22 protein-coding genes, 2 pseudogenes and 1 other annotated feature are annotated in these 25,114 nt (G+C 40.4%); of the genes and pseudogenes, 7 read left to right on the forward strand and 17 right to left on the reverse strand.

Annotated features, from left to right (window positions below):
• Positions 1-72: 72 nt before the first annotated feature.
• Positions 73-288, forward strand: a binding site (T-box leader).
• Positions 289-339: 51 nt separating this feature from the next.
• The 3 genes from proI (at position 340) to namA (ending at position 3,662) form a co-directional block, all read left to right on the forward strand.
• On the forward strand, positions 340-1,182 hold the full coding sequence (proI, locus tag B0I26_RS03695; protein ID WP_111644120.1) for a pyrroline-5-carboxylate reductase ProI: 843 nt from the start codon (positions 340-342) through the stop codon (positions 1,180-1,182).
• 352 nt (positions 1,183-1,534) lie between these two features.
• Positions 1,535-2,302: an exosporium glycoprotein BclB-related protein gene (locus B0I26_RS03700; RefSeq protein ID WP_245934704.1), complete on the forward strand. Its 768-nt coding sequence runs from the start codon at positions 1,535-1,537 to the stop codon at positions 2,300-2,302.
• Positions 2,303-2,645: 343 nt separating this feature from the next.
• Positions 2,646-3,662 carry an NADPH dehydrogenase NamA gene (gene namA / locus B0I26_RS03705; RefSeq protein WP_111644121.1) on the forward strand — a complete coding sequence of 339 codons (1,017 nt, stop codon included), beginning with the start codon at positions 2,646-2,648 and terminating at the stop codon, positions 3,660-3,662.
• Between the two features lie 319 nt (positions 3,663-3,981).
• Here the strand turns inward: namA and B0I26_RS03710 are convergent, their stop codons facing one another.
• From B0I26_RS03710 to rnz, 4 genes are all read right to left on the reverse strand, one after another.
• Entirely contained in the window at positions 3,982-4,755 is a 774-nt protein-coding gene (locus B0I26_RS03710) for a DUF817 domain-containing protein (RefSeq protein WP_111644324.1), read from the reverse strand.
• A gap of 53 nt (positions 4,756-4,808) precedes the next feature.
• Positions 4,809-5,030, reverse strand: coding sequence for a helix-turn-helix domain-containing protein (locus B0I26_RS03715; RefSeq protein WP_111644122.1), 222 nt, complete (start codon positions 5,028-5,030; stop codon positions 4,809-4,811).
• Positions 5,031-5,040: 10 nt separating this feature from the next.
• Positions 5,041-5,517 carry a DUF2975 domain-containing protein gene (locus B0I26_RS03720; RefSeq protein WP_111644123.1) on the reverse strand — a complete coding sequence of 159 codons (477 nt, stop codon included), beginning with the start codon at positions 5,515-5,517 and terminating at the stop codon, positions 5,041-5,043.
• A gap of 671 nt (positions 5,518-6,188) precedes the next feature.
• On the reverse strand, positions 6,189-7,115 hold the full coding sequence (rnz, locus tag B0I26_RS03725; RefSeq protein ID WP_111644124.1) for a ribonuclease Z: 927 nt from the start codon (positions 7,113-7,115) through the stop codon (positions 6,189-6,191).
• Between the two features lie 171 nt (positions 7,116-7,286).
• On the opposite strand from rnz, the gene zwf reads away from it, so the two are divergent.
• Both zwf and B0I26_RS03735 read left to right on the forward strand, forming a co-directional pair.
• The gene (gene zwf / locus B0I26_RS03730; protein ID WP_409991410.1) at positions 7,287-8,768 is read left to right on the forward strand and encodes a glucose-6-phosphate dehydrogenase; all 1,482 of its coding nucleotides are present in this window, start codon (positions 7,287-7,289) and stop codon (positions 8,766-8,768) included.
• A 24-nt stretch (positions 8,769-8,792) separates the two neighbouring features.
• Positions 8,793-9,410 (forward strand): cyclase family protein, encoded by a 618-nt coding sequence (locus tag B0I26_RS03735; protein ID WP_111644126.1) that lies wholly within the window; start codon positions 8,793-8,795, stop codon positions 9,408-9,410.
• Between the two features lie 55 nt (positions 9,411-9,465).
• On the opposite strand, the gene gndA is transcribed toward B0I26_RS03735, so the two are convergent.
• The 8 genes and pseudogenes from gndA to B0I26_RS03775 all read right to left on the reverse strand — a co-directional run bounded on the left by gndA (position 9,466) and on the right by B0I26_RS03775 (position 17,410).
• Complete coding sequence (gene gndA, locus B0I26_RS03740) at positions 9,466-10,878, reverse strand: NADP-dependent phosphogluconate dehydrogenase (RefSeq protein WP_111644127.1); 1,413 nt, start codon at positions 10,876-10,878, stop codon at positions 9,466-9,468.
• Between the two features lie 242 nt (positions 10,879-11,120).
• Positions 11,121-11,282 carry a hypothetical protein gene (locus B0I26_RS18185; protein ID WP_181502678.1) on the reverse strand — a complete coding sequence of 54 codons (162 nt, stop codon included), beginning with the start codon at positions 11,280-11,282 and terminating at the stop codon, positions 11,121-11,123.
• Between the two features lie 28 nt (positions 11,283-11,310).
• A pseudogene (locus B0I26_RS18955) lies at positions 11,311-12,518 on the reverse strand (Ger(x)C family spore germination protein).
• Between the two features lie 3 nt (positions 12,519-12,521).
• Entirely contained in the window at positions 12,522-13,643 is a 1,122-nt protein-coding gene (locus B0I26_RS03755; protein WP_111644130.1) for a GerAB/ArcD/ProY family transporter, read from the reverse strand.
• A gap of 25 nt (positions 13,644-13,668) precedes the next feature.
• Entirely contained in the window at positions 13,669-13,878 is a 210-nt protein-coding gene (locus tag B0I26_RS03760; protein ID WP_111644131.1) for a hypothetical protein, read from the reverse strand.
• A complete protein-coding gene (locus B0I26_RS03765) occupies positions 13,875-15,413 on the reverse strand; it encodes a spore germination protein (protein ID WP_111644132.1) in 1,539 nt (512 codons plus the stop codon). The genes B0I26_RS03760 and B0I26_RS03765 overlap by 4 nt, the downstream gene beginning before the upstream one ends.
• A 537-nt stretch (positions 15,414-15,950) precedes the next feature.
• Positions 15,951-16,793 carry a metallophosphoesterase gene (locus B0I26_RS03770; RefSeq protein ID WP_111644133.1) on the reverse strand — a complete coding sequence of 281 codons (843 nt, stop codon included), beginning with the start codon at positions 16,791-16,793 and terminating at the stop codon, positions 15,951-15,953.
• 56 nt (positions 16,794-16,849) lie between these two features.
• Positions 16,850-17,410 (reverse strand): YkoP family protein, encoded by a 561-nt coding sequence (locus B0I26_RS03775; RefSeq protein WP_181502713.1) that lies wholly within the window; start codon positions 17,408-17,410, stop codon positions 16,850-16,852.
• Between the two features lie 164 nt (positions 17,411-17,574).
• On the opposite strand from B0I26_RS03775, the gene B0I26_RS03780 reads away from it, so the two are divergent.
• Positions 17,575-18,681 carry an MGDG synthase family glycosyltransferase gene (locus B0I26_RS03780; protein WP_111644135.1) on the forward strand — a complete coding sequence of 369 codons (1,107 nt, stop codon included), beginning with the start codon at positions 17,575-17,577 and terminating at the stop codon, positions 18,679-18,681.
• A 150-nt stretch (positions 18,682-18,831) separates the two neighbouring features.
• Positions 18,832-18,948 (forward strand): annotated as a pseudogene (locus B0I26_RS18960) (endonuclease/exonuclease/phosphatase family protein); the annotation flags it as partial.
• 142 nt (positions 18,949-19,090) lie between these two features.
• Here B0I26_RS18960 and B0I26_RS03790 read toward each other — a convergent pair.
• The 5 genes from B0I26_RS03790 to mce form a co-directional block, all read right to left on the reverse strand.
• Positions 19,091-20,581 carry an alkaline phosphatase family protein gene (locus B0I26_RS03790; protein ID WP_181502685.1) on the reverse strand — a complete coding sequence of 497 codons (1,491 nt, stop codon included), beginning with the start codon at positions 20,579-20,581 and terminating at the stop codon, positions 19,091-19,093.
• A 326-nt stretch (positions 20,582-20,907) separates the two neighbouring features.
• Positions 20,908-21,372: a chemotaxis protein CheW gene (locus B0I26_RS03795; RefSeq protein WP_111644137.1), complete on the reverse strand. Its 465-nt coding sequence runs from the start codon at positions 21,370-21,372 to the stop codon at positions 20,908-20,910.
• A 189-nt stretch (positions 21,373-21,561) separates the two neighbouring features.
• A complete protein-coding gene (locus B0I26_RS03800) occupies positions 21,562-22,680 on the reverse strand; it encodes a tripeptidase T (RefSeq protein ID WP_111644138.1) in 1,119 nt (372 codons plus the stop codon).
• A 358-nt stretch (positions 22,681-23,038) separates the two neighbouring features.
• The gene (locus tag B0I26_RS03805; RefSeq protein ID WP_111644139.1) at positions 23,039-24,589 is read right to left on the reverse strand and encodes an acyl-CoA carboxylase subunit beta; all 1,551 of its coding nucleotides are present in this window, start codon (positions 24,587-24,589) and stop codon (positions 23,039-23,041) included.
• Positions 24,589-25,011 (reverse strand): methylmalonyl-CoA epimerase, encoded by a 423-nt coding sequence (mce, locus tag B0I26_RS03810; protein WP_111644140.1) that lies wholly within the window; start codon positions 25,009-25,011, stop codon positions 24,589-24,591. The genes B0I26_RS03805 and mce overlap by 1 nt, the downstream gene beginning before the upstream one ends.
• Between the last annotated feature and the right edge of the window lie 103 nt (positions 25,012-25,114).

Here is a 25,114-nt window from a genome sequence, read left to right on the forward strand (position 1 = left end):
TTAAAATTTTCTGATTCTCTCATTGACAACACCTTTATTTCGATGCATAATTGCAAACAAACTGAACAGTTTAAAGAGGCGATGATTGGGAATAGTAAATCATCAATGGTAATAAGAGAGTGAAACCCGCAGGCTGAGAGGTTTCATTACCCTCTTGATGGTTGAACCTGCCCCATGAGCTGTTAGGCAAACCTAAACGCAAAACCGGCGTTATCGGTAAGAGGCGGGCGCTATGTTGGCGCCAATAAAGGTGGTACCGCGGAAATATAAGACCTTTCCGTCCTTTGCAGGGGCGAAAGGTCTTTTTTATTTATTATCAACTTCTTGGAGGGATAAAAAATGACAAACACGAAAACAATCACCTTCATCGGAGCGGGTTCGATGGCGGAAGCATTAATTTCCGGTATGACAAAAACGTTATATAAACCGGAGCAAATTATTGTGACAAACCGAAGCAATAAGGAGCGGCTTGAATATATACAAAACACCTATCACGTTCGAGTGGAAGCCGATAAAGAAAAGGCAGTGAAAGAAGCGGATATCATCATTTTGGCGATGAAGCCAAAAGATGTTGCGGAAGGAATCACTTCCATCGCTCAAGCAATTGACAAACATCAGCTTATTATTTCAGTATTAGCAGGAGTATCAACGGAAACAATTATTTCATTAATCGGAAAAAATGTACCCATTGTGCGTGCGATGCCAAATACATCAGCAGCCATCGGCCAATCAGCAACAGCACTCGCATTAGGCCGCTATGCCAATGACAAACATTTAGCCATTGCGAAAGAGTTGTTTCGTACAGTTGGCGCTGTCACTGTTGTTCCTGAGGAAGATTTACATGCCGTGACAGCTCTTTCTGGAAGCGGACCTGCTTATATTTACTACATGGTTGAAGCGATGGAAAAAGCAGCTGAAGAAATCGGGCTCGAACAATCCGTTGCGAAAGATTTAATTTTACAAACGATTATTGGAGCAGCAGAAATGTTAAAATCATCAAAAAAACATCCTTCCGTTTTACGGAAAGAAGTAACTAGTCCAGGCGGCACGACAGAGGCCGGCATTAAAGTGTTGGAAGACTATCGCTATCAAGAAGCCGTGATCTCCTGTATTAAACGCGCAGCCAAACGCTCTGCGGAACTGGGGCAATCGTTATTACAATTAGTAAAAACACACCGCTGAACGACCGGGAGACTTCGAGGTGACAGCTCCGGCTTCATCGAGGCTGACTCAAAAACCAAAGGGTCAGACCCTTATGAGACAGCCTCATTTTTAATATGTTTTTCGCTCATGAATGCAAATCGTTCAGTCTCTTATGTCCTTTGCTCTCTTGTTAGTTAGTATGATTGCTAGAACATAAATGAACATTCTCAAAACCAAAAATTTACAATTAAAAAGAAAGAATACTTCTTTCGATTATTTCATTCTCTAAATATGAAATCTCTTAATTTTCATAATATAGGCACTTGTCCAATCAAACTGATTATTCTAGCTCATATATTGAAATATCTCAGATTAAAAGAGGTGAAACGTATTGTCACATAGAAAATGGCCTTTCAACACGAACTGTTGCTGTAACAATGTACATGTAACCGTACATGGACCTGTGCGACAAGGCCCCCCAGGTGAACAAGGACCTCCAGGCGAACAAGGGCCTCCAGGTGAGCAAGGGCCTCCAGGCGAACAAGGGCCTCCAGGTGAACAAGGGCCTCCAGGTGAGCAAGGGCCTCCAGGTGAACAAGGGCCTCCAGGTGAACAAGGGCCTCCAGGTGAACAAGGGCCTCCAGGTACACCTGGATCTACGGCTATAGTTCCATTTGCATCAGGTGATGCTATTGCACTAACTAGTGTTTTAGGTGGTGTTGTTGATACCGCGGCTCTCCTTGGATTCGGAAGTTCTTTTCCAGCTGTTGATATTAGCGGAGGAACAATCACTCTAGGTGGTGTCGGGGGGATTCTTGACTTTGCATTTGTCGTTCCACGCGCCGGAACGGTCACATCCATCTCTGCATTCTTCAGCGTTACAGTGGGAATAACTTTAGGTGCAGCCGGAACAGTTAGAGCAGAATTATGGAGTAGTCCTGCAGATAGCAACACCTTTACTCCAACAGGCGCTGCTGTTTTATTACCGGTCTTAGGCCCTGTTGTTGTCGTTGGCGATACTGCATCTGGTACTGCTGCAACGGCATTACCGGTAGCTGCAGGTGACAAACTATTAATGGTTTTTTCTTTAGATACAACTGCGCCTCTCCTCGATACTCTTACCGGTTTTGCAAGTGCAGGTGTTGAAATCGGTGCTTAACAAAATTCATCCTAGTCGACACAAAAATGAGACATCCGCATGATGAAGATACCTCTCTCTTTTATGTCTTATTCGTTTTATACTCGGATACTGCAAAGCGTAACTTTATAGATTCGACTTAAATTATTGCTTCGGTTAACCGCTAAAATCGGATAAGAGACATAACATGTTGAAAAGCCCATTTACATTTATATCGTTCATTTCGTATTGCTAATACTCTTTGTTCATCAAGTGGCGAAAAAGTCGTTTTAAACCTCCCGTTTCAAAAATGCAAATTGTTTTTCTTTTCCATTTAAAAATGCTATGATGCAAACGAAGTTACTTATTTGCGGGAGGGATTGATATGACAGCAACACTATTCTCACCTTATACAATTAAAGGAGTTACGCTAAAAAACCGCATTGTGATGTCTCCTATGTGCATGTATTCCTGTCATAACGAAGCCGGAAAAGTAGAAAATTGGCATAAAGTTCATTATGCCGCACGTGCCGTCGGCCAAGTCGGACTTATCGTTGTCGAAGCGACCGCTGTCACGGCTCAAGGCAGAATTTCATCACGGGATTTAGGAATTTGGAGCGATGAACATATCACTGGTCTTAAAGAATTAGTTTCTTTAATGAAAGAACACGGGGCAAAAACCGCCATCCAACTAGCTCATGCCGGTCGAAAAGCGATGGTTGAGGGGGAAATTATCGCTCCTTCGCCGCTTGCTTTCGATGAACATATGCGCGTGCCGAAAGAAATGACAAAAGCAGATATTGAAAATACCGTTCAAGCGTTTCAACAAGGGGCGCGCCGCGCAAAAGAAGCAGGATTTGATATCATCGAAATTCACGCGGCACATGGCTATTTAATTAACGAATTTTTATCGCCGCTAACGAATAAGCGGCAGGACGAGTACGGCGGTTCTGCGGCCAATCGTTACCGCTTCTTAGGCGAGGTCATTGATGCCGTTCGCGAGGTATGGGACGGTCCGCTGTTTGTCCGCATTTCTGCTTCCGATTATCATCCGGAAGGACTTACTGTCGAAGATTATATTGAATATGCCAAGCGGATGAAAGAGCAAGGCGTTGACTTAATTGATGTCAGTTCAGGAGCTGTCATTCCTGCTTCCATCGATGTTTATCCAGGTTATCAAGTTCGCTTTGCCGAGCAAATCCGCCAAGGTGCAGGAGTGGCTACCGGCGCGGTCGGTCTCATTACTTCCGGGTTGCAAGCAGAAGAAATTCTCCGCAACGAACGTGCCGATTTAGTGTTTATTGGCCGTGAACTGTTGCGTAATCCATACTGGCCAAGAACAGCAGCAAAAGAACTTGGAGTTGAATTAGAAGCACCTGTGCAGTATAAACGAGGTTGGTAAAAGATGAAGAGGCTATCTACAGACCCTTACGATAAGTAGTTCCAGAAAACCTTAAATTAACAAGATAATCCGCAGTAAAAATCACATAGTAATTCGCACAAAAAAGCTTGAGGAAAATTTGTCCTCAAGCTTTAAATTTTAACGTCACTATTCCACTAACGCACCCTATAGTTTAAGTGAATATTTTCACAAGAACCCCTAATAAATACATTCCGGCAGTATTATTAAAAGCTATTTATAAAGAAAAAAGCAACAATTCGAACGTTGCTTTTTCAAATTTATCTTATTCGGAATTTTGTACGCTAGGAGAACTTAAACCCTAAAAAATAGTGGATTTTTTTCCCTTAACCTGCTTTAACGTCGCTACTATAAGAATGCTAACAATCACTAATAAGAACCATGAACTCACCTTTCCTAGATGAACGAGACTCCATGCATCGGTTTGGTTTGGATATTCCCAAGCTCCAAAGAACGTTGCGATATTTTCGGCTATCCATATAAAAAATCCGATGAGCACAAAAGAAAGTGCGAGTGGCATACGGTAACGAGTTCCATCAACCTCGAAGGTGACCCATGATTGCCAAAATACGATAATTACAAGTCCAGATAACCACCAACGAACGTCAATCCAATAATGGTGGATGAAAAAATTCAAATAAATCGCAGCTGCAAGAGGTACAACTACCAAAAACGGTGGCCACTTAACCAGTTCGACCTTAAACCTCCTCCACGCCCGGCAAAGATAACTCGCTACACTTGCGTACATGAATCCACTATACAAAGGCACTCCAAAAATTTTGAAATATCCTTCCTCTGGATAAGACCAGGATCCCATATGTACCTTGAAAAGTTCAAGAGCAAGTCCAATAAGGTGGAACAATGTGATAACCTTTAGTTCATCCCGTGTTTCAAGCCCGGAACGTACCATCCACCACTGCATCAGAAGGCAGATGATGAGCAGCCAGTCATACCGTGGTAGGAAGGGAAGTGGCATGATTTGTGTAAAAGCCAAAGAGGCAAAAATAACGACAGGAAACAAACATGATAGGGCCTGCTCCCAACCAAAACGAACAAGTTGTTTTAGTGCTCTCATGCATAGGTTTACCATCGAATAACTTTCTTTTCCTTTCAATGTTTCCTACTTTATTAATCTTTGGTGTCTTCATCACTTCGGTATTCTAAAATATCCCCAGGTTGACATTCTAATGCTTTGCAAATTGCATCTAAAGTTGAAAACCTAATTGCTTTTGCCTTTCCATTTTTCAATATAGAAAGATTAGCCATTGTTATTCCAACCCTCTCCGAAAGTTCTGTTACGCTCATTTTCCTTTTAGCCAACATCACATCAAGATTGATTATAATCGCCATTGTTTTCACCTCAGACCGTTAAATCATTTTCTGATTTTATATCTATGGCTTCTTGTAAAAGCCTTTGGAGAACAGCAGCAAAGACTGCAATCACCATTGAAGCAAAAATAAAGAGCATTCCAATCAATATGACACCTGGGGCGTCGTCTAACTCCGCCAAGATATAGAAGAATGGCATACCAACCACATATAAGCCACTGATTGTGATTGCACAATATTTTATATTTTTTAAAGCCTTTACAGATAATTCCGAGAACGCTTTGTTCTTGTCAATATAACTTAAAAGTTTAAAAGCCTGATACAACGCAACGAAAAACGGTATCACTGATACATACATAATGATTAAAATGGGATATAGTATATGGGCATAATCTGGATTTACTGGATTATTAGCTAACCAAGGCAACCCAAATATACATAAAGCAAGAACTGGAGTTCCGATAATAAAAACAGCTATTTTTAAAAACAATGTTGATCCTTGTTTCATAAAAAGCACCTCTCCTATTTATTTTCAATTTGATTTTAACAGAATGTTTATCGTTTTACAATAAATTATTATCGTTTTTAATTATATTCTTATTGTTATATAAATATCCTTTTAATTTTAGACAAAGATAAAAAGCATTCCTCATTACAAAGAAATGCTCTATAACTTCAAACTATTCAATTTATAACTTGTTCAACTAAACTGCCACGTTAGCACAATAAGAGAAAAACGATACCTCTTGTTGAAGGATCGCACCCGTTCAATAACTTCCTATATCTAATTTTAACATCCTTATTCCCTTGTAATTCCTATAAAAATTATTTTCAACACTCTTTTTAAAACCTAAAATCGCACACTAAATTTTTATGAGTGACAACAGTAATTGTCAATATACGAAGTAGGGTGTTAATTCTTATGATATTTCTTATGTTAAAACATGAGAAACTTTGCTTTAACAACAAAAAATCGAGTGTAAAACCTATGCGATTTTACACTCGATTCCTATGTTACTTGTATTGTTTCTCCACGTTATCGAAACTACTTACCCTTACGAGACAGCCTCTTATATTATTGCCAAATGCGTTTTACTTGTCCTTTGCCATCCGATACGACGATTTCAAACACATCCGGATTTGATAAGCTTTTCAACTCAGCAAAGCCATAATGCTCTGCTATTTCTTTTTCGGAATCAGAAATGACTTAAAATCGGCGGCGATTTCGACATTTGGAAAAATCGCTTTTGCCTCTTCAAGAAGCCCATCGCACATGTCACCTTGATAGCGCGAGCTGAGATGCGTCAAAATCAATTTTTTCGCTCCAGCACGTTTGGCTACTTCCGCTGCCTGCTCGCTTGTGGAGTGATAATACTCATAAGCAAGCTTACCTTCTTCGGCGCCAAATGTTGCTTCATGAACAAGAACATCCGCACCATGTGCCAATTCAATGCTCGCTTCGCAAAATCTTGTATCCCCCAATATCGTCACAATTCTCCCTTTTTGCGGCGGTCCGACAAACTGCTTTCCGTCAATGACCGTTCCGTCTTCCAATATGACTGTTTTCCCTTGCTTAATTTGCTGATAAATCGGACCGGGACGAATGCCAATCTCCCGAAGCTTATCCACCAGCAATGTTCCTGGCAAATCTTTTTCAACGATGCGATAGCCGTACGAAGGAATACCGTGAGCAAGCGGCTTCGCCGTTACGATAAATTGTTCATCTTCAAAAACAATTCCTTCAGAAATTTCAACGACATTCAGTTCATATTTTACATGAGTGCAACTTACCGATAAAGCCGTTTCAATAAACGGTTGAATCCCCTTCGGCCCATAAACGGTTAATGGAGTTTCTCCTCCTTGAAACGAACGGCTTCCAAGCAAGCCCGGCAGCCCAAAAATATGATCTCCATGAAGATGCGTAATAAAAATTTTTTCAATTCGTCTTGGGCGGATCGATGTATGTAAAATTTGATGTTGGGTCGCTTCGCCGCAATCAAACAGCCACGTAGCCCCGCGTTCTTCAAGAAGCTGCAGGGCAATCGCTGACACGTTTCGTCCTTTTGACGGAACCCCTGCTCCTGTTCCTAAAAATACTAGTTCCAAAATCAAGTTCCTCCTACATTCTTTTTGTTAGCGTATCAATATTATTTTATCACCTTTTCAACTGTGACGAATCCCGTAATAAAATATTTGCGTTCATTACCAGAAATCTCTACAATTAAATACTTGAGGATATAAAATTATCTTAAAGCGAGGTACATATAAGTGAACAATATGAATCCAAAGTCATTGATTGTTATCTTTGGTGCTACTGGAGATTTGGCAAAACGCAAACTCTTCCCTTCCATCTATAAACTATATCAGAAAGGAAAGTTAACGGAAGAGTTTGCCGTTGTCGGCGTAGCGAGACGGCCGCTTTCTCACGAGGAATTCCGCAGCTATGTGAGGCAATCGGTGGAAGATTCAACAAGTCAGGAACTAAAAAGCGACACATTTATTTCTCATTTTTATTATCATTCATTAGATGTCACAAGCACTGCATCTTATCAAGAGTTGAAGTCGCTGCTTGAGCGTTTGGATGAGGCATACAACGTGCCGGGAAACCGTATTTTTTACTTAGCAATGGCACCGGAATTTTTCGGTACCATTACCGCTCACTTAAAATCAGAAGGCCTTACAGCGACAAACGGCTGGAAACGTCTTGTCATTGAAAAACCGTTCGGGCATGATTTAAAAACAGCGCAACAGCTCAATCAAGAAATCCGCAAGGCGTTTTCCGAAAAAGAAATATTCCGGATTGACCATTATCTCGGCAAAGAAATGGTGCAAAACATTGAAGTGATTCGCTTTGCAAACGCCATTTTCGAGCCGCTATGGAACAACCGCTTTATTGCGAATATTCAAATTACGTCAAGCGAAACGCTTGGTGTTGAAGACCGCGGCCGTTATTATGACCATTCCGGAGCGTTGCGCGATATGGTGCAAAACCATATGCTGCAAATGGTGGCACTGCTTGCGATGGAGCCGCCAATTAAACTGACAACCGACGAAATTCGCAGCGAAAAAGTGAAAGTGCTTCGCGCCCTTCGGCCAATTGCTCATGATGAAGTCGAGCAATATTTCGTGCGCGGGCAATACGGAAAAGGCATTGTCAAAGGAAAAGAAGTTGTCGGTTACCGTGAAGAAAATAATGTCGATCCTAACTCCAACACGGAAACATTTGTCGCTGGCAAGCTGATGATTGATAACTTCCGCTGGGCGGGCGTACCGTTCTATATCCGTACAGGCAAGCGCATGACGGAAAAATCAACGAAGATTGTTGTTCAGTTTAAGGATGTGCCGATGAACTTGTATTATCGCACGAGCGAAACGATTTCACCAAATTTACTTGTCATTCATATTCAGCCTGATGAAGGAATTACGCTTCATCTGAACGCGAAAAAAAGCGGCGAAACAATGAAAACAACGCCGATTAAATTAGACTACTGCAACAACTGCATTGACGGCATTAACACGCCGGAAGCATATGAAAAACTGCTTTACGACTGCATGCGCGGCGATGCGACGAATTTTACACACTGGGATGAGGTCGCGGCTTCATGGAGCTTTATCGACCCTATTTCTGAAGTATGGGAAAATACGAAAGCTGCTGATTTTCCTAACTACGAAGCCGGATCGATGGGACCAAAAGCAGCAGATGAACTTCTGAAAAAAGACGGCTTCTATTGGTGGCCAATTCATTATAATGGCCTGTGATATTCATAGAAAGGAGAATCGCCAATGAAAATGTATGACGTAACCGCACCGATTTTTGAAGGCATGCCGGTCTATAAAAATAAGCCGGAAAAACAGCCAAAATTTTCAACCGTCACAAATGACTATGTAACAGAGTCCCGCATTGACATGGATGTACATACCGGCACACACATCGATGCCCCGCTCCATATGGTGAAAAACGGTGAAACATTTGAAACGATTTCGCTTGAAAAACTCGTCGGTACGTGCAAAGTATTTGATATAACAAATGTAGATGATAAAATTTCCAAAAATGATATCGCCCATTTAGATATTCAAGAAAATGACTTTGTATTGTTCAAAACAAAAAACTCGTTTGACGATGCGTTTCATTTTGAGTTTATTTATGTTGCTGAAGACGCGGCGCAATACTTGGCTGAGAAAAAGGTGCGCGGCGTCGGCATTGATGCTTTAGGAGTGGAAAGAAGCCAGCCGGGACATCCGACTCATAAAACGTTGTTCGGCAATAACATCATTATTATCGAAGGACTCCGCTTAAAAGACGTACCGGAAGGACAATACTTTATGGTTGCCGCACCGTTAAAGCTCGTCGGCACAGACGCTGCTCCAACCCGGGTATTGTTGTTTGAGAATTTGCAATAACAATATAAGAACTAAGAAAATCCCCATATTGCTTATGAGCAATATGGGGATTTTCTTACTTTGTCAACCACTCTGTATGGAAAATGCCTTCTTTATCAACACGCTCATACGTGTGCGCACCGAAATAGTCGCGCTGTGCTTGGATTAAATTTGCCGGCAGCGTTTCCATCCGATAGCTGTCATAATATGCTAACGCGCTCGAAAAAGCCGGAACCGGAATGCCGCGCATAACCGCCACAGAAATAATTTCCCGCAACGCTTCCTGATAGTTTTCGACGATTTCTTTGAAGTAAGGGTCTAACAACAAGTTTGGAAGCTCTGGGTCGCGGTCATAAGCTTCTTTAATTTTTTGCAGGAATTGTGCGCGGATAATGCAGCCGCCGCGGAAAATCATCGCGATATTTCCATATTGTAAGTTCCAGTCATATTCATCAGACGCTGCCTTCATTTGTGCAAAACCTTGGGCATAGGAGCAAATTTTGCTCATGTAAAGCGCACGTCTTACAGCTTCAATAAAGTGCTGGCGATCTCCTGCAAACGGCTTGGCCGCCGGACCGGAAAGAAGCTTGCTTGCTTTGACGCGCTCGTCTTTCATCGCGGAAATAAAGCGGGCAAATACCGATTCCGTAATAATTGGAAGCGGAACGCCTAAATCCAATGCGTTTTGGCTCGTCCATTTTCCTGTGCCTTTTTGGCCCGCTTTATCTAAAATGACATCAACAAGCGGTTTTCCTGTCTCTTCATCAACTTTTGTGAAAATATCGGCTGTAATTTCAATTAAATAGCTGTTAAGCTCCCCTTTGTTCCATTCGGCAAAAACTTCATGAAGCTCCTGCGCGCTTAAGCCTAGAACATGCTTTAATAAAAAGTAAGCTTCAGCAATTAACTGCATATCGCCGTATTCAATGCCATTATGCACCATTTTCACATAATGTCCCGCACCGTCCGGACCGATATACGTTGTGCACGGCTCACCGTCCACTTTCGCAGCAATCGCTTCAAAAATCGGACGAACAAGCTCATGCGCTTCCTTTTGACCGCCAGGCATGATCGATGGCCCCTTCAACGCTCCTTCTTCACCACCGGAAACGCCTGTGCCGATAAAATGAATGCCTAACTCCGCCAGTTCTTTATTGCGGCGCTGCGTATCCTTGAAATACGTATTGCCGCCGTCGATTAAAATATCGCCTTTTTCCAGGTACGGCTTTAATTGTTCAATCGTTGCATCCGTCGCCGCTCCCGCTTTCACCATTAACAAGATTTTCCGCGGCTTTTCAAGCGCATTGACAAACTCTTCAATGCTGTATGTACCAACAATATTTTTTCCTTCTGCTTCTTTTAAAAACTCATCCGTTTTTTCGCGTGAACGGTTGTATACTGCTACGGAATAGCCTTTGCTTTCAATATTTAGAGCAAGATTTTTGCCCATTACGGCTAAACCAATCACACCAATTTGTTGTTTTGCCATTTTAAAACGTTCCTTTCTATATTTTTATATTTTATTTATTTTATTTATCATGAAAGAACATACCATGCCCATCTTACAATATCAAGTACTATGATTGATTTAATGTTCTTTATTTTACATGTGATTTATAAAAATCGTTGTCTTCCAATTTCTAAGAACCCTGGAATATAGGATATAGATAATGGAAATCATTGTTCCTAACATTTCCCCAGCAACTTTTGATGCATAGCATGTTAAAGGTGCTATGAGAAAGTGGCAATACAAACGCAAATAAATCTGAAAAGGAAGACAACGCCAATCATTCCAAACAAAACGATCGTCCAGTCATCTTGTCTCAATCCTGCAGCTAAAGCGCTTCCTAATTCAAAAAGAACGATTAAAGACATTAGCAACACCGAATTCATTTTTACTCCACCTTTATTGAAGAGGATTTTAGTCACTAATATTTCCCTTTTGGAACGAATCGGTAATCGTACCTGTTCTGCGAATTTTTGCATCTACATGAATATTCACTTTTGCATTACGAAATTTTTCCTGCCATTGTGCTTTTATTTTCCTCCATTGTTTAGGATGTGAACGATGAAGCACCTCGCCAAAGCCGAAAATGTCGCTTTTAAATTCTTTTTGCGCCTTCTTTAACGCCATTTCTACTAATTGTTGATCGCGTGTTTCTGTAATTTTTTCAAGTTCTTGAATCGTCTCCTGCTTCATAAGATCAATGTTGCATTGCACTTCGCCGATATTCGCCTCTAATTTTATATTTACATCGATGACCGGTGTGCCGTTTTTGATTTCCCCTTTTACATCTGAGTCGGTGCGTATCGTTTCCAGCGCAATCTTGCCGCCAGTAGGGCAGCGAATATTCCCCACCGTATTTTGAACTTTCCCTCTTATATAATGTAGCCTTTTGTTTCTGTCCCATTTAACCACCCTACTAACTTGTCGTCTCTAAATACTGCTGTTCCATTCACTTTTAGCTTGGCAGGAGCATCAACTTTCTGAAGGTTGTCCATATGCCCCCCTTTATTTATAGAACCGATAATACTCATCCCTGTAAGCACCGGATCTTTGCCTTCACTAACAATTTCTGAAATGAGTTCATCAATTTTCTTTTCCGTGGCTGCGGCAAAAGCTTCCTCTGTTACTTCGAGCAATGAAAAAAACGCGTTAGCAGGAATACGTTCCTGCGCATTTAACACTTTTAAAACATTCTCGGCACGCTCTTTTCTTGCAACGGCAATATAAAAATCCGTCCGCAGCTCGTGATCTCTTGATAAAAAGTCCAATGGGTTCCGCAATCCTTCTTTGGCAATCTCTTCACTGAAAACGACAATGCGCAAGTGCGATAAATACACTTTTCTCGATGATTTTCGTGTCAATTGCCTGAGTGCTTCAAACACCGTTCCTCCCGTCGCCTGATAAATCGTAACAGGAGTTCCAGGAGTGGACGAAGCGAGCGGCGCTACTTGAGATGGATTAATAATCTGGGCCGTTAACAAATAGCCGTCTTTATGCTTATCAATCCCTATAGCGGAAGCAACCGCTAAATCATTTAGTTCTCTTCTGCTCCAGCAGCCGCTAAGCAACAGCAATATGGAAACAAAAAGTAAAAACCTACTGCTTATTTTTTTTAATTCCATTACTTATACTCCTTTTTCGCTCCACTTTCGTGTAGTGCGATAACGAATTTTCGCCACAATCAATAAGAGAAAAGGAAGAATAAACCCAAGAATCGTTACATAATACGGCCAATAATCAAGGGCTACCTTTCGAAAGTAAGGCCAATTTGGAATGGATATAATTGAGTAGATCATCAAGATATAGAATAGCGGAAAGACGAAAAATTTATGATTTTTTATCTGAAAAAACTGTGCAAGTGCTAGTACAGAAGCAAAATAACAAATGGACATTTTAAAAAAGATCGTAAACACCCATAAACCAGCTACAAGACCTTCAATACGCTCTAAAAACTTTCCGATACTAATTTGTTTAGCGAGAACGTAAGTGGGATATGTATTTCTGGCCGTAAAATCGATCCCAAGTGTAATTAAACAAAGAGAGACCAATGAAGTAACGACGATCCCTCCAACGATGACTCCAAAGATAAACCCTTTACGAATCTTGTTTCTGTCTTCTTTTTTCACAAACGGGACAATCATTAATAAGATAATTAAATCCAAAAAAGGAATACTGACAAAAGTAAATACTCCATCAAGTACAGGTTTAAAGCCATTTTCTAAAATAGGCATGAGCTTTTGAAAATCATATCGGGGAACGAGAAACAAGACAATGAGAGCAAAAAAGAAAATAATCCACGGAAAAAAGATTTCCGCTGTACGGGCTAATACTTCAATCCCCAGGCGCACCCCCATGGCCCCGACAAGCAAAAATAAAATATGGATGACTTCAATAGGTGTTTCCACAAGAATTTGTGTTACCATAAACTCCCCTATTGTTCGTATAATAAGAGAAGTAAGAAAAATGAAATAAGTAACATATATAAGCGACGCTATCTTTCCCAGCCATTTTCCCAACACTTTCTCGCTGATTTCGATTAACGTATCATCAGGAAACTCTTTTATAATCACATCATACATCCAAACTAAAAGCACGCCGAGAACGATAGTAATAATGGCAGAAATCCACGCATCCTGCTTAGCTTTCAATGCCAAAAAAGACGGGATAATAATGACCGTACTCCCAATAATAAAGTACACAACTAAAATAAAAAATTGTTGGATGCTAATTATGGTATTTTTTTGCACGGCTAAACTCCTTTCTCTTCAACGCTCATTCAACAAAAGGACGGAACATCCATACAATTAAATCTGTAGGGTTAAATAGTGGAACTTGCAGCATATGCAGTATGGAAAGAATAATCCCTGCGATAAGAAGCAATGAATAAACAATAATTTCCTTTTTTAACTGCTTTTGAATCATCTCAGGCAAGTCGATAAATAAGATGATGATTGTTGCCAACAGCAATAGAAAGATTTTCATTTTTCATTCCCTTGCTTGCTTGTTTCGTTTTCGATTTCCCGGCTTTTTGGCTTTTCGCTATGCGCCCCCGTATCTCTAATGATATTCGTTTGATTAATTAAACTCGGACGACGCAGCATCATCCATCTTGGCATACGAATCAAGGAGTCTTTCTGCCCGCTTAAGAAAAACGGAGCCAGCGGACTCATATAAGGAATACCAAATGAACGAAGACTTGTAAGGTGAAGAACTAGAGCAATCATCCCTAAAATAATGCCAAAAAACCCAAATGAAGCGGCCAGACCCATAAATAAAAACCGCAATATGCGAATCGAGATTGCCATATTAAAAGTTGGTGAAATAAAGCTGGAAATTGCCGTGATTGAAACAACAATGACCATTACCGGCGAAACGAGGCCAGCCTGCACCGCTGCTTCTCCGATGACAAGCGCCCCGACGATAGAAATCGCTTGTCCAACGGCACGAGGCATCCGCGTTCCTGCTTCGCGCAAAATTTCAAAGGTGAGCTCCATTAACAACGCCTCGACAAACGCCGGAAACGGCACTCCCTCTCTTTGGGCCATGATGCTGATTAATAGCGGTGTCGGCAGCATTTCCTGATGAAATGTTGTCACAGCGATGTAAAATGATGGAGTAATTAAAGCAATAAAAAAAGCCAAGTAGCGCAGCAAACGAATAAATGTACTTATATCAAAACGTTGATAATAATCTTCGCTTGCTTGAAAAAAACTGACAAATAAAGCAGGAACGACTAAAGCAAACGGCGTCCCATCTACTAGAATAGCAACTTTGCCCTCAAGCAAAGCAGCAGCAATAATATCAGGACGTTCTGTATTATAGACAGTTGGAAAGGGAGTAAACGTCTCATCTTGAATATATTCCTCAATATATCCGCTTTCTAATATCCCGTCGATTTCGATTCGTTCCAGCCTTTGCCTAACTTCATCAACAATTTTGTCCTGGACAATTCCTTTTATATACATAATACAAACATCTGTTTTCGTAATCTTGCCGATTTGTTTTGTTTCAATCCGAAGGTTTTTATCACGAATCCTTCTGCGGACAAGTGCCGTATTTGTGCGCAGTGTTTCTGTAAAGCCATCTTTCGGTCCTCTTACAACAATCTGCGAAGACGGTTCGTTTACACCGCGATCTTGCCAGCCTCTTGTCCCAACGGCTAATGCCTTTTTGATTCCATCAACTAAGATAACAGTGTCTCCAGACAAAACATGAAAATACACCTTTTGAAAATCGGAAATTTCCTTCACTTCTCCGGCTTTTAATACGCAGTCCTTTATAAATAAAAAGAAGTTTTCGGCATCGATTTTTTGAAAACTCTCCCGCAAGTCAATTAACAATGATTCTAAAATAAAGTTTTGTACCGTTTCTTTATCTGCTAAGCCGTCTGTATAAATAACACCTACCCCGTGCCGATGATTTACGCCTGCTTTAACAATTCGAATGATGATGTCAGAACTTTGGCCGATATCTTCGCGAATTTTTTCTAAATTGCCTCCCAAGGAATCAGTCAGCAAATCCTTTTCCTTCTCATGATCATTTTTTGTCCAGTGACCGTTTCTTTATTATTTAGCAGTTTCTTCATTGCCCATTTCATCATTTTCATCACTCGAACAGCCCTTTCCTACAAAACATCGCAGAAGCGTTATCTTGAAATGAAACATCGCTAAGCAATGATTATCTCGTTAATTTACATTCCCCATCTTTTGTTAAATTATGTTGTTTTTATAAAATTTTATTGGTATCTAAAAAATAAATTTATGTTAACTTTTTTGATCATTCTTTAACAATTAAGATAGTTAAAAGAGAAAATTGAGAATGATGAACAAAAACGGCCAAGGTGAATGATATGAATTACGAAGCCATTGTTTTAACAACTATTGGATGTATGATGGGACAATTGTTAAACAAAATTAGGTCAGGACATCAACATAAAATTTTTTAAAAATCAACACCGAAGTTTGACAAAACCTTATGTCAATTCTCATCACATTGTTATGATTGTATCTAACCCATTTTCAGAAAACAAAAAGCCCCGTTTAGGAGCTTTTCGTTTAAATAACTTGTTTTTCTTGTTTAGAAAGAGGGGTAAGTGACAGTTTATGAATGGTAATCTCAGGTGTACTGCCGACACGAATATTGACACCCGTCTGTCCTAACCCTTCACTAATGTAAAATGGCTTTCCGTCTATTTCATGGTAGCCTCTAATCATGTTCAAACGCACTAGCTTGCCCATCTTCACAAGATGATAAGGTTTCGGCCAATGAATTTGTCCCCCATGAAAATGACCGGACAATAGATAGTCAAAATGATAGTCTTTCATATGAAGGACAATGTTCGGATCATGGGTTAAAACAAGGTTTAAACCGTTTTTTACATTTGCATATGCCTTTTGCAAATCGCTTCGTTTTGTACTGAAATCATCAATACCAATGATATTAACCGTTTTTCCGTTCATATGAATCGTTCGTTTTTCGTTTTGAAGGGTTATACAGCCGTATTTCTCAAGCGTCTCTTTTAACGTTTGGAAGTTCTTTTTTCTAAGCACATAATCATGATTTCCAAATACCGCATACACTCCATAGGCAGGCTGCAGTTTTTGGAAAACTTCCAAATAAGGAATCAGTTTTGGAATGCTTCTCTTTCGATCAAGAAAATCTCCTGTTAAAGCAATTAAATCGATTTTCTCATTCTTTAATTTGTCATATAAATATTGGGGTGAAATCGATAGATTTTCTAAATGAAGGTCGGATAAATGCAGAATATGAATAAAAGAGTGATCACCATGGCGAGCATTGACCGTTAATCTATTAAAAACCGCCTCGTACGTATTGCGGTTTGCTTTATAAATAAAAGAAATAATCATGGTCGAAAGAATCATAACCAATAAAAACATATTATCTCCTCCCTCTTTACAATTATAGTAAACGGGAAGAGATAGGAAAGCGGGAATTACTGGTCGGATTGGCAGCCGTATAATTTGAGCAATTTATCTTTTGACATGAATAAATATTTTGGCGGTTTCCTAAAACTATCTAAACGGAATCGGGAAATAAGATACATAGGAGCAAATGCCGTTTGTTTATACCATTTATAAAAAGGATTCATAATCGAAAACGTTTCAAACCCTAACCGCTCGCAACCTTTATTTAAAATCGTAATTCCGATAATCCCTTTAATATCGGCAAATTGTTCGTGACGTTGTAAATATTCCGTAAGATTCGGTAACCCTCTTTTTACTTGTTCATAGATGTGCCTCCCCTTCTTAATTTCATTATCCAAACGAATGAGTTCTTTAATTAAACGAACATTATGCAAATGAATTTTTAAAAGAAGGTCATTTTTTATGATTTCCGTACCATCCGAAAGCACGATGTTTCTTCCTTTATACTTCGTCAACCGAACACGAAAAATATCTCGATTTTTTGTTTGGTCCTCAACATATTCAAGCCGTGAACAAAAATAATAAATCGGATCTAATGCACTCCAAATGGTAAGAAAACATTGTCTCATCTTGACCATTGCAACATCCTTCTCCTTTTCTTCCTTTTATTACATTTACAGTGTTTAGCACTAAAGTTCGTTTTATTAATAGAAAAAAAAGGATTTATCTTATCGAATAACTATCCAAAAATAACAAACACTTTTAAATAACTATAGATATTTAGGTGAGTATTATGAAAAGGGTTCTTTTTCTTCCATTACTACAATTTCCATCCGGTCATCATCAAACGGCTGATGCCTTAAAAGAGGGATTACTTCTGCTTGATCCACATATACAATGTGAAAAAATTGAATTATTATCATCAACATTCGGAAAAGTGGAATCTTTTATTTCTAAATTTTATCTACAATGGATTGACCGATTTCCAAAAACATACAGCTTATTGTACCGTCAATCGCTGTTTCGCGAATTGAATAAAACAAAAAAGTTTCCACAATATGAGGTTCTTTTTCTTAACCATTTAAAAAAGGTGATTTCCGAAACAAACCCGAATGTCATTATATGCACTCATGCCCTTCCTTCCTATTTGCTAAGCAGATTAAAAGCAGCCGGAGAGTTAAAGATACCCGTTATTAATGTATATACAGACTACTTTATTCATCACCTTTGGGGAATTGAAGAGATTGACTATCATTTTGTCGGCCATCCGTATATGAAGGAATTTTTACGGGAAAAAGGGGTTCATGAAAGCCGCATTTTCGTAACGGGTATTCCCATTCATCCGAAAATAACGAAAAACACAAATAAGCATCGATACAGAAAACAATCGTACTGCGGCCTAATCTCCGGGGGGAGCTTAGGGGTTGGGGTTCTGGCAAAATTGCTCGAAAAAATCCCCGCAGATGACCGAATCGATTATTACGTACTATGTGGTAAAAATAGACGTATATATGAACAATTGATGAATATGAACCATCCAAAAATTACACCTTTTCCTTACATCTCTTCAAGAGAAGAGATGAATGATTTATACAATCAAGTTGATTTCATTATGACGAAACCAGGAGGAGTTACCGTTAGTGAATGCTTATTTAAAAAGATCCCGATTTTTGTTTACCATGCTCTTCCCGGTCAGGAAGAAATTAATCTTCAGCAATTAAAAGATTTGGGAATTGTTTTTGATTTTCAAAAGTGGTATCAGATGGGGAACATCTCAGAACGACTAATCGACATCCTGCATTCTGAGCATTTATCCAATTATTTGACAAAACTCGATGAGTATCACAAAAGATTGTCTCCCATAGAACCAGCAAGATTTATTTACAATTTGGTCAAGTAAGATAAAAAGGTTCGGAAGCTTTGTAAAATGGAAGCGGACATCACATTGGATAAATGGGCTATATATTGTGAAATACGCGTGAGGTCAGACACTTACGGGACAGCCTCGTAAATAAACTTAGAGGAGCGAAACAGCTTGGAAATTAAGGTTATGACTTTCAATATTCATCACGGCAAAGGTATGGATCATAAAGCGGATCTATATAGAATCGCAGAAGTCATTGAAAAAAGCGATGCCGATATGATTGGTCTTAACGAGGTGGATCAAGTCATTAAAGCAGAAGTCATCGCAAAAACGGCAAATGCTTCCGATCATTTGCCGTTAAAAGCAACACTGTTTTACTAATGACAAGGAACGCTTTCATTTTAAAAATAACATCCTGTTGCTCGTTTAGGTGTTATTTTATGGATCAGCGCGGATTTACAAGAAGTGTTAAAATCCAATCTTTTAAATCAATCATGCGTAAATGTTTCGGGGACGAATCCGTACCCGTTATAATCATCGGCACTAGTGAATCTTGTTTATGAAGTCCTCCGTGGCTTGCTCCCCCGACATGAGTCGGGGAGCCTTCACCGATAAATTCAAATCCTGGTTTTGCACTTACAACAAGATAATTTCCTTCATGGGAAGTCAGCGAACTGTATAACCGGGCCAGCGCATCCGGATATTCATCATAAAAAATCTTATTGTTCTTTACCGTGAGATTCAAAATTCCTAAATCTCCTTCTATATCCCACGATTGTTCATATTCATCGGCCAATGTTCCATTCAGTTTAAAAATGAGCCTTCCCTGCTGAACTCCAGATATAACGTGAACGGAGCCTTTTTCCAGCCAGGCAATAACATCCACTCTGTTGTCCTTTTGTAACGTTTTCGCAATATCCGATAGCGGCGCGCGCTCAAGATTTAATGTATAAATAAAGGCCATTCGTTCATTAACACCAAGCACCACTTCGTCTCCATCTTTAACCCCGTCTTTTAACGTCATGATTTGATAAGAACGAAGGGAACGCCTTAAATCAATTAGCGCTTTGTTCCGATCAGAATCAATTGGGGCTTGACCGTTATCTCCCATTATAATCCAATAATTGTCTTTTAAAGCTTCCTCCCAAGAATCATAACAATCCAATACGTTTTGCAGCTGCCTGTCTACTTTGCGGATTCCCTTTATATCCATCGGACCATTTTTATGGACAATTTTATCCATATCAGGAAAATAAACAATCGTAAAAGAAGGTAGAGAATCCGTTTTAATAAGGTATTTTAACTCTTGGGCAGAAAATCGATCGTTAAATCCATATTTTCGCCAAAAGTATCCATTACGTTTCAAAGGACTGAGCCTAGAAAAAGATCCATATGTAAACAGTTGGCTTCCTTTTGTCTTCCACTCATCATCCAAAGATGTGAAAAGTGTCAGCAGCCTTGGCAGTTTTAGATAATGCTCTGTATTTCCGCGATAAATGAGAGCATTAATGGAAGCGGTTGCTTTTCCTCTGCTAGACATTTCTTCATGGATTGTTTTAATTTCTTTGCTTAAATGATGATTGTTTATATGATATACAATGTCCTTGATTGATCGGGTGATGCCAAGCTTAATAAGCTCTCTTATGTGGCTTCCGTAATTAATTAACCGCTTTTCTGCATCATGAAACCATACTAACCCGGGAATTTTATGAATATTCGCATACGTACCCGTCAAAAGCGAACTGTCTACAGTGACAGACATCGTGGGAAAAGGGCTCACGATATTGGGAAAAACCTTTCCGTTTTCCATAAAAAATTTGAATGCAGGAGCGGAGCCCTCTTTTACGGCCTTTTCCAGAGGCGGATACATTAAAGAATCAATCATAAGCATGATAACTCGTTTCTTGTTCGCATATGTTGACACGGTTTGAACCATCCTTTACCTATTTTTGTTTGCGTATCATAAAACATTTTCATCATTCATATTAACCAATATTCGGGTAAAGGAAACAAACAATATGCCAATTAATCATACCCGCCGCTTAGTTTCCGATGTTTTGCTGAGGATTTTGACTATACTGCCGTTACCGTGTCAACAAGTTGCTGCGCTTGCCGTGCAGCTTGTTAGTAAGATTTTCTCCTGTTGATTCTCTGTCTGTTCGAGTGTGCTGACATATCGCCCATCATAAACGGTTCGAGAACAACTTTTCATTCTTCATTCAATTTTGTCTATTCCTTTTCATCTCATCTTATAAAGGGCCTTTATTGCTGGCTTTGAATGTGCTCTTTAATCGCTTTTATGCCCTCTAAACTTTCAAATAATTGATTCGGTTCAACTAATGTAATTAGGCGTTCAGGCAGGCTGGCAACTCCAATGAAATACGGCGTTTGACGATACGCCAACATATTTACTTGTTTTATCAATTCGGAAGGTATATCAACAATCTCCTTTGCTTCATCGACAATTAAGGCAACGGAAATATCTTCGGTAATTACAACGATCATTCGCGTTTTATCATTTTCTTGGAATGGCCGATTATACAATATTTTCATTGTATCTAAAACCGGCACTAATTCACCGCGAATCCGCACAACTCCGACCATGTAATCAGGCATTTGCGGAATGACGGTCGGTGCGCTCATTTTTTCAATCGAAATTACATTTTCAACCGGAATGCCGTATTGTTCATCAGCGATTTGACAAACAACCACTTTATTTAGTTTCATTTTCTATTGCTCCTTCACTTACTGTTGTATATACATACTTATATTCCAAATTTCCTTATTTTTCAAGAAAAAAGAGACCGACCCAAGCAAAGTGTCAGGCCCCACAACACAATATTATAAATGAACGATATATTGTGGAATACACGTGAGAGCAAACACATATGGGTCAGTCCCTTTGCGAATGTCCTTTTATTTCGCGACTTCTTCAACAATCGCGATGACCATTTCCGTCACTTTGACGAGTTCTTCAATTGGCATGCGTTCGTTTGTTGTATGAATTTCCTCGTAACCAACGGCTAGGTTCACTGTCGGAATGCCAAAACCAGCAATGACGTTCGCGTCGCTGCCGCCGCCGCTGTGAAGCAGTTCGCACGGACGGCCAATTTTTGCCGCGGCGCGTTTGGCGATTTCGACAACGTGATCGCCATCAGCAAACTTAAAGCCCGGATACATGACTTGAACGTCGACTTCCGCGCGTCCGCCCATTTCTTTAGCAACCGTTTCAAATGCTTCTTTCATTTTTGCGACTTGCGCTTCCATTTTTTCCGGTACTAATGAGCGAGCTTCGGCTAAAATATCGACGCGGTCACAAACGATGTTTGTTTGCGTACCGCCTTCAAAGCGGCCAATGTTCGCTGTTGTTTCTTCATCGATGCGGCCAAGCGGCATTTGGGCAATCGCTTTAGCGGCAATCGTAATCGCAGAAACACCTTTTTCCGGTGCCACGCCGGCATGCGCTGTTTTTCCGTGAATAACGGCTTTAATTTTCGCCTGAGTTGGCGCCGCGACAACGATATTTCCAACTTTACCGTCGCTGTCTAACGCATAGCCGAATTTCGCTATAATAAGAGACGGGTCTAACGCTTTCGCACCAACAAGGCCGGATTCCTCCCCGACTGTAATAATAAATTGAATCGTGCCGTGTGCGATATTTTGCTCTTTTAACACGCGAATCGCTTCCAGCATCGCCGCCAAACCTGCTTTATCATCGGCGCCTAAAATTGTTGTTCCATCTGTCACGATATAACCGTCTTTAATCGAAGGCTTTACGCCTTTACCTGGTACAACGGTATCCATATGTGAAGTAAAATAAATCGGATCAACTCCTTCTTTTGTTGCTTCTAACGTACAAATCAAGTTACCGGCGCCGTGTCCCGTTTGCGCCATCGTATCATCTTCAATGACATGTAAACCAAGCGCTTCAAATTTCTGTTTTAATACTTTGGCAATTTCGCCTTCGTATTTTGTTTCTGAATCAATTTGTACAAGCTCTAAAAATTCGTCAACTAAACGTTGCTCGTTAATCATCGAAACAAGGCCTCCTATTTATGTATGTATTCAAAAAAAGTATACACGATAGATCGCTGCATGTCATACACCAAAACTTTTACAGAAAAGTGATAACACAAAAGGACAAATATGGCATGCAAGCAATAAAATCTTTTCTACACGTGAATAGAAATTCGAATTTAGCTCATCTATTGTCTCAGTATAAGTATGGTGTTTTTGATTGATGGCTGATTGTAAGACGGATTCCAAAGTTGCAGATCTGGCCCGTTCGTTAAATTTATTGTGAACAATTCCACTTGATAAATATTAGTAAACAACTTTTTTGCAACTCAACCATAAAAAAAGAGATGCCGAAAATCACCGGCATCTCTTTTGTTTATAGCGGAATATTTCCATGCTTTTTCTTCGGACGCTCCTCATGTTTATTGCGCAGCATTTCGAGCGCCTGAATAAGTTTGATTCGCGTTTCGCGCGGATCGATGACATCGTCGACCATGCCGTATTTTGCCGCAACGTATGGGTTGGCGAATTTTTGGCGATACTCTTCAATCTTTTGCGCCCGCGTTTCTTCCGGATTGGCGCTCTTTTCAATTTCGCTGGCAAAGATGATGTTTGCCGCCCCTTGAGGTCCCATAACAGCGATTTCCGCGTTCGGCCATGCAAAGACAACGTCCGCGCCAATCGATTTACTGTTCAGCGCCACATACGCGCCGCCATATGCTTTACGGAGAATGACCGTCAATTTCGGTACTGTTGCTTCCGAGTAGGCATATAAAATTTTTGCCCCGTGGCGGATGATTCCGCCGTGCTCCTGTTTAACGCCTGGGAAAAAACCTGTTACGTCCTCAAACGTAATAATCGGAATATTAAACGAATCACAGAAACGGATAAAACGCGCTGCCTTATCAGAAGAGTCAATGTCAAGACCTCCGGCCATAAACTTCGGCTGGTTGCAAACAAGTCCGATGACTTCTCCTTTGATGCGTGCAAATCCGATAACAATATTTTTCGCGAAATCTTTTTGCACTTCCATAAAGGAGCCTTCGTCGACCACCTGCAAGATCACTTGGCGGACATCATATGGGCGCACCGCATCAATCGGAATCGCATCCGCTAAATCCGGACGGTAGTCATCTTCATCCGGAATTGGTCCCATAGGCGGCTTTTCCTCGTTATTTTGCGGCAAATAGCTTAACAATTTGCGAACTTGTGCGAGCACTTCTTCTTCGGTAGCTCCAGAGAAATGGGCATTACCGCTGATCGTATTATGTACACGGGCACCTCCTAAATCCTCCGCACTGATTTTTTCCCCTGTTACCGTCTCAATGACTTTCGGACCGGTAATAAACATTTGGCTCGTCTTTTCCACCATGAATACAAAATCGGTAATCGCCGGCGAATAAACGGCTCCGCCCGCACAAGGTCCCATAATGACAGAAATTTGCGGAACAACTCCCGAATAAATCGAGTTGCGGTAAAAAATATGTCCATAGCCGTCCAAAGAGAGCACACCTTCTTGAATTCTCGCACCGCCGGAATCGTTTAAACCGATAATCGGTGCACCTGTTTTCGCTGCCAAATCCATGACATTGGCAATTTTTTTTGCGTGCATTTCCCCTAATGCTCCGCCGAATACGGTAAAATCTTGGGAAAATAAAAAGACCGTTCGTCCATTCACTTTGCCGTATCCTGTAACAACACCGTCACCCGGTCCTTTTTTTCCTTCCAACCCGAAATCTGTGCAGCGATGCTCGATAAACGGATTCAATTCAACAAACGTACCTTCATCAACAAGCAAGTCAATTCGTTCGCGTGCTGTCAGCTTTCCTTTGGCATGCTGTTTTTCAATTTTATCATCGCCGCCGCCAAGTTCAATTTCTCGGCGCCGGTCATATAACTCATTAATTTTGTCATACATGTCTGCCATTATTTCTGCACCCCCGCGCCCGGTTTTTGGCAAAGTTCATAAAGAACGCCGCCAGTTGATTTCGGATGCATAAATGCAACAAGATTTCCTCCCGCCCCGATTTTTGGCGTTTCATGAATCATGCGAATTCCTTTTGTTTTCAGCTCATCAATCCGCGCTTGAATGTCGTCCACTCCCAGCGCAATATGATGAATTCCTTCACCGCGCTTTTCAATGAATTTGGCAATGGCGCTGTCAGGCGAAGTCGGCTCTAGCAATTCGATTTTTGATTCACCAATTTTCAAAAAGGCTACTTTTACTTTTTCAGACTCCACTTCTTCCATACCTAACAACTTTAGTTGCAACGTTTCGACATAATATGGAAGCGATTCTTCAATCGATTTCACCGCAATTCCAATATGGTCAATTTTTTTGACTTCCATTTATCCTATCCCCTTTGCTGCAAACTAATCATCACGTTGGAAACGGATACAGTGTAACATTATTGATTTTCGCCATTTCGACAAAAATTCCTGCAACATTTTA

The sequence above is a fragment of the Paranoxybacillus vitaminiphilus genome (assembly GCF_003259935.1).
Lineage (GTDB): Bacteria > Bacillota > Bacilli > Bacillales > Anoxybacillaceae > Paranoxybacillus > Paranoxybacillus vitaminiphilus.

What these genes read in the sequence shown, in the direction of transcription:
- proI (WP_111644120.1), top strand. Translation starts at nt 340, where the DNA reads ATGACAAACACGAAAACAATCACCTTCATCGGAGCGGGTTCGATGGCG.
- namA (WP_111644121.1), top strand. Translation starts at nt 2,646, where the DNA reads ATGACAGCAACACTATTCTCACCTTATACAATTAAAGGAGTTACGCTA.
- B0I26_RS03710 (WP_111644324.1), bottom strand. Translation starts at nt 4,755, where the DNA reads ATGAGAGCACTAAAACAACTTGTTCGTTTTGGTTGGGAGCAGGCCCTA.
- B0I26_RS03715 (WP_111644122.1), bottom strand. Translation starts at nt 5,030, where the DNA reads ATGGCGATTATAATCAATCTTGATGTGATGTTGGCTAAAAGGAAAATG.
- B0I26_RS03720 (WP_111644123.1), bottom strand. Translation starts at nt 5,517, where the DNA reads ATGAAACAAGGATCAACATTGTTTTTAAAAATAGCTGTTTTTATTATC.
- zwf (WP_409991410.1), top strand. Translation starts at nt 7,287, where the DNA reads ATGAATCCAAAGTCATTGATTGTTATCTTTGGTGCTACTGGAGATTTG.
- B0I26_RS03735 (WP_111644126.1), top strand. Translation starts at nt 8,793, where the DNA reads ATGAAAATGTATGACGTAACCGCACCGATTTTTGAAGGCATGCCGGTC.
- gndA (WP_111644127.1), bottom strand. Translation starts at nt 10,878, where the DNA reads ATGGCAAAACAACAAATTGGTGTGATTGGTTTAGCCGTAATGGGCAAA.
- B0I26_RS18185 (WP_181502678.1), bottom strand. Translation starts at nt 11,282, where the DNA reads ATGAATTCGGTGTTGCTAATGTCTTTAATCGTTCTTTTTGAATTAGGA.
- B0I26_RS03760 (WP_111644131.1), bottom strand. Translation starts at nt 13,878, where the DNA reads ATGAAAATCTTTCTATTGCTGTTGGCAACAATCATCATCTTATTTATC.
- B0I26_RS03770 (WP_111644133.1), bottom strand. Translation starts at nt 16,793, where the DNA reads ATGTTTTTATTGGTTATGATTCTTTCGACCATGATTATTTCTTTTATT.
- B0I26_RS03775 (WP_181502713.1), bottom strand. Translation starts at nt 17,410, where the DNA reads ATGAGACAATGTTTTCTTACCATTTGGAGTGCATTAGATCCGATTTAT.
- B0I26_RS03780 (WP_111644135.1), top strand. Translation starts at nt 17,575, where the DNA reads ATGAAAAGGGTTCTTTTTCTTCCATTACTACAATTTCCATCCGGTCAT.
- B0I26_RS03790 (WP_181502685.1), bottom strand. Translation starts at nt 20,581, where the DNA reads ATGGTTCAAACCGTGTCAACATATGCGAACAAGAAACGAGTTATCATG.
- B0I26_RS03795 (WP_111644137.1), bottom strand. Translation starts at nt 21,372, where the DNA reads ATGAAACTAAATAAAGTGGTTGTTTGTCAAATCGCTGATGAACAATAC.
- B0I26_RS03800 (WP_111644138.1), bottom strand. Translation starts at nt 22,680, where the DNA reads ATGATTAACGAGCAACGTTTAGTTGACGAATTTTTAGAGCTTGTACAA.
- B0I26_RS03805 (WP_111644139.1), bottom strand. Translation starts at nt 24,589, where the DNA reads ATGGCAGACATGTATGACAAAATTAATGAGTTATATGACCGGCGCCGA.
- mce (WP_111644140.1), bottom strand. Translation starts at nt 25,011, where the DNA reads ATGGAAGTCAAAAAAATTGACCATATTGGAATTGCGGTGAAATCGATT.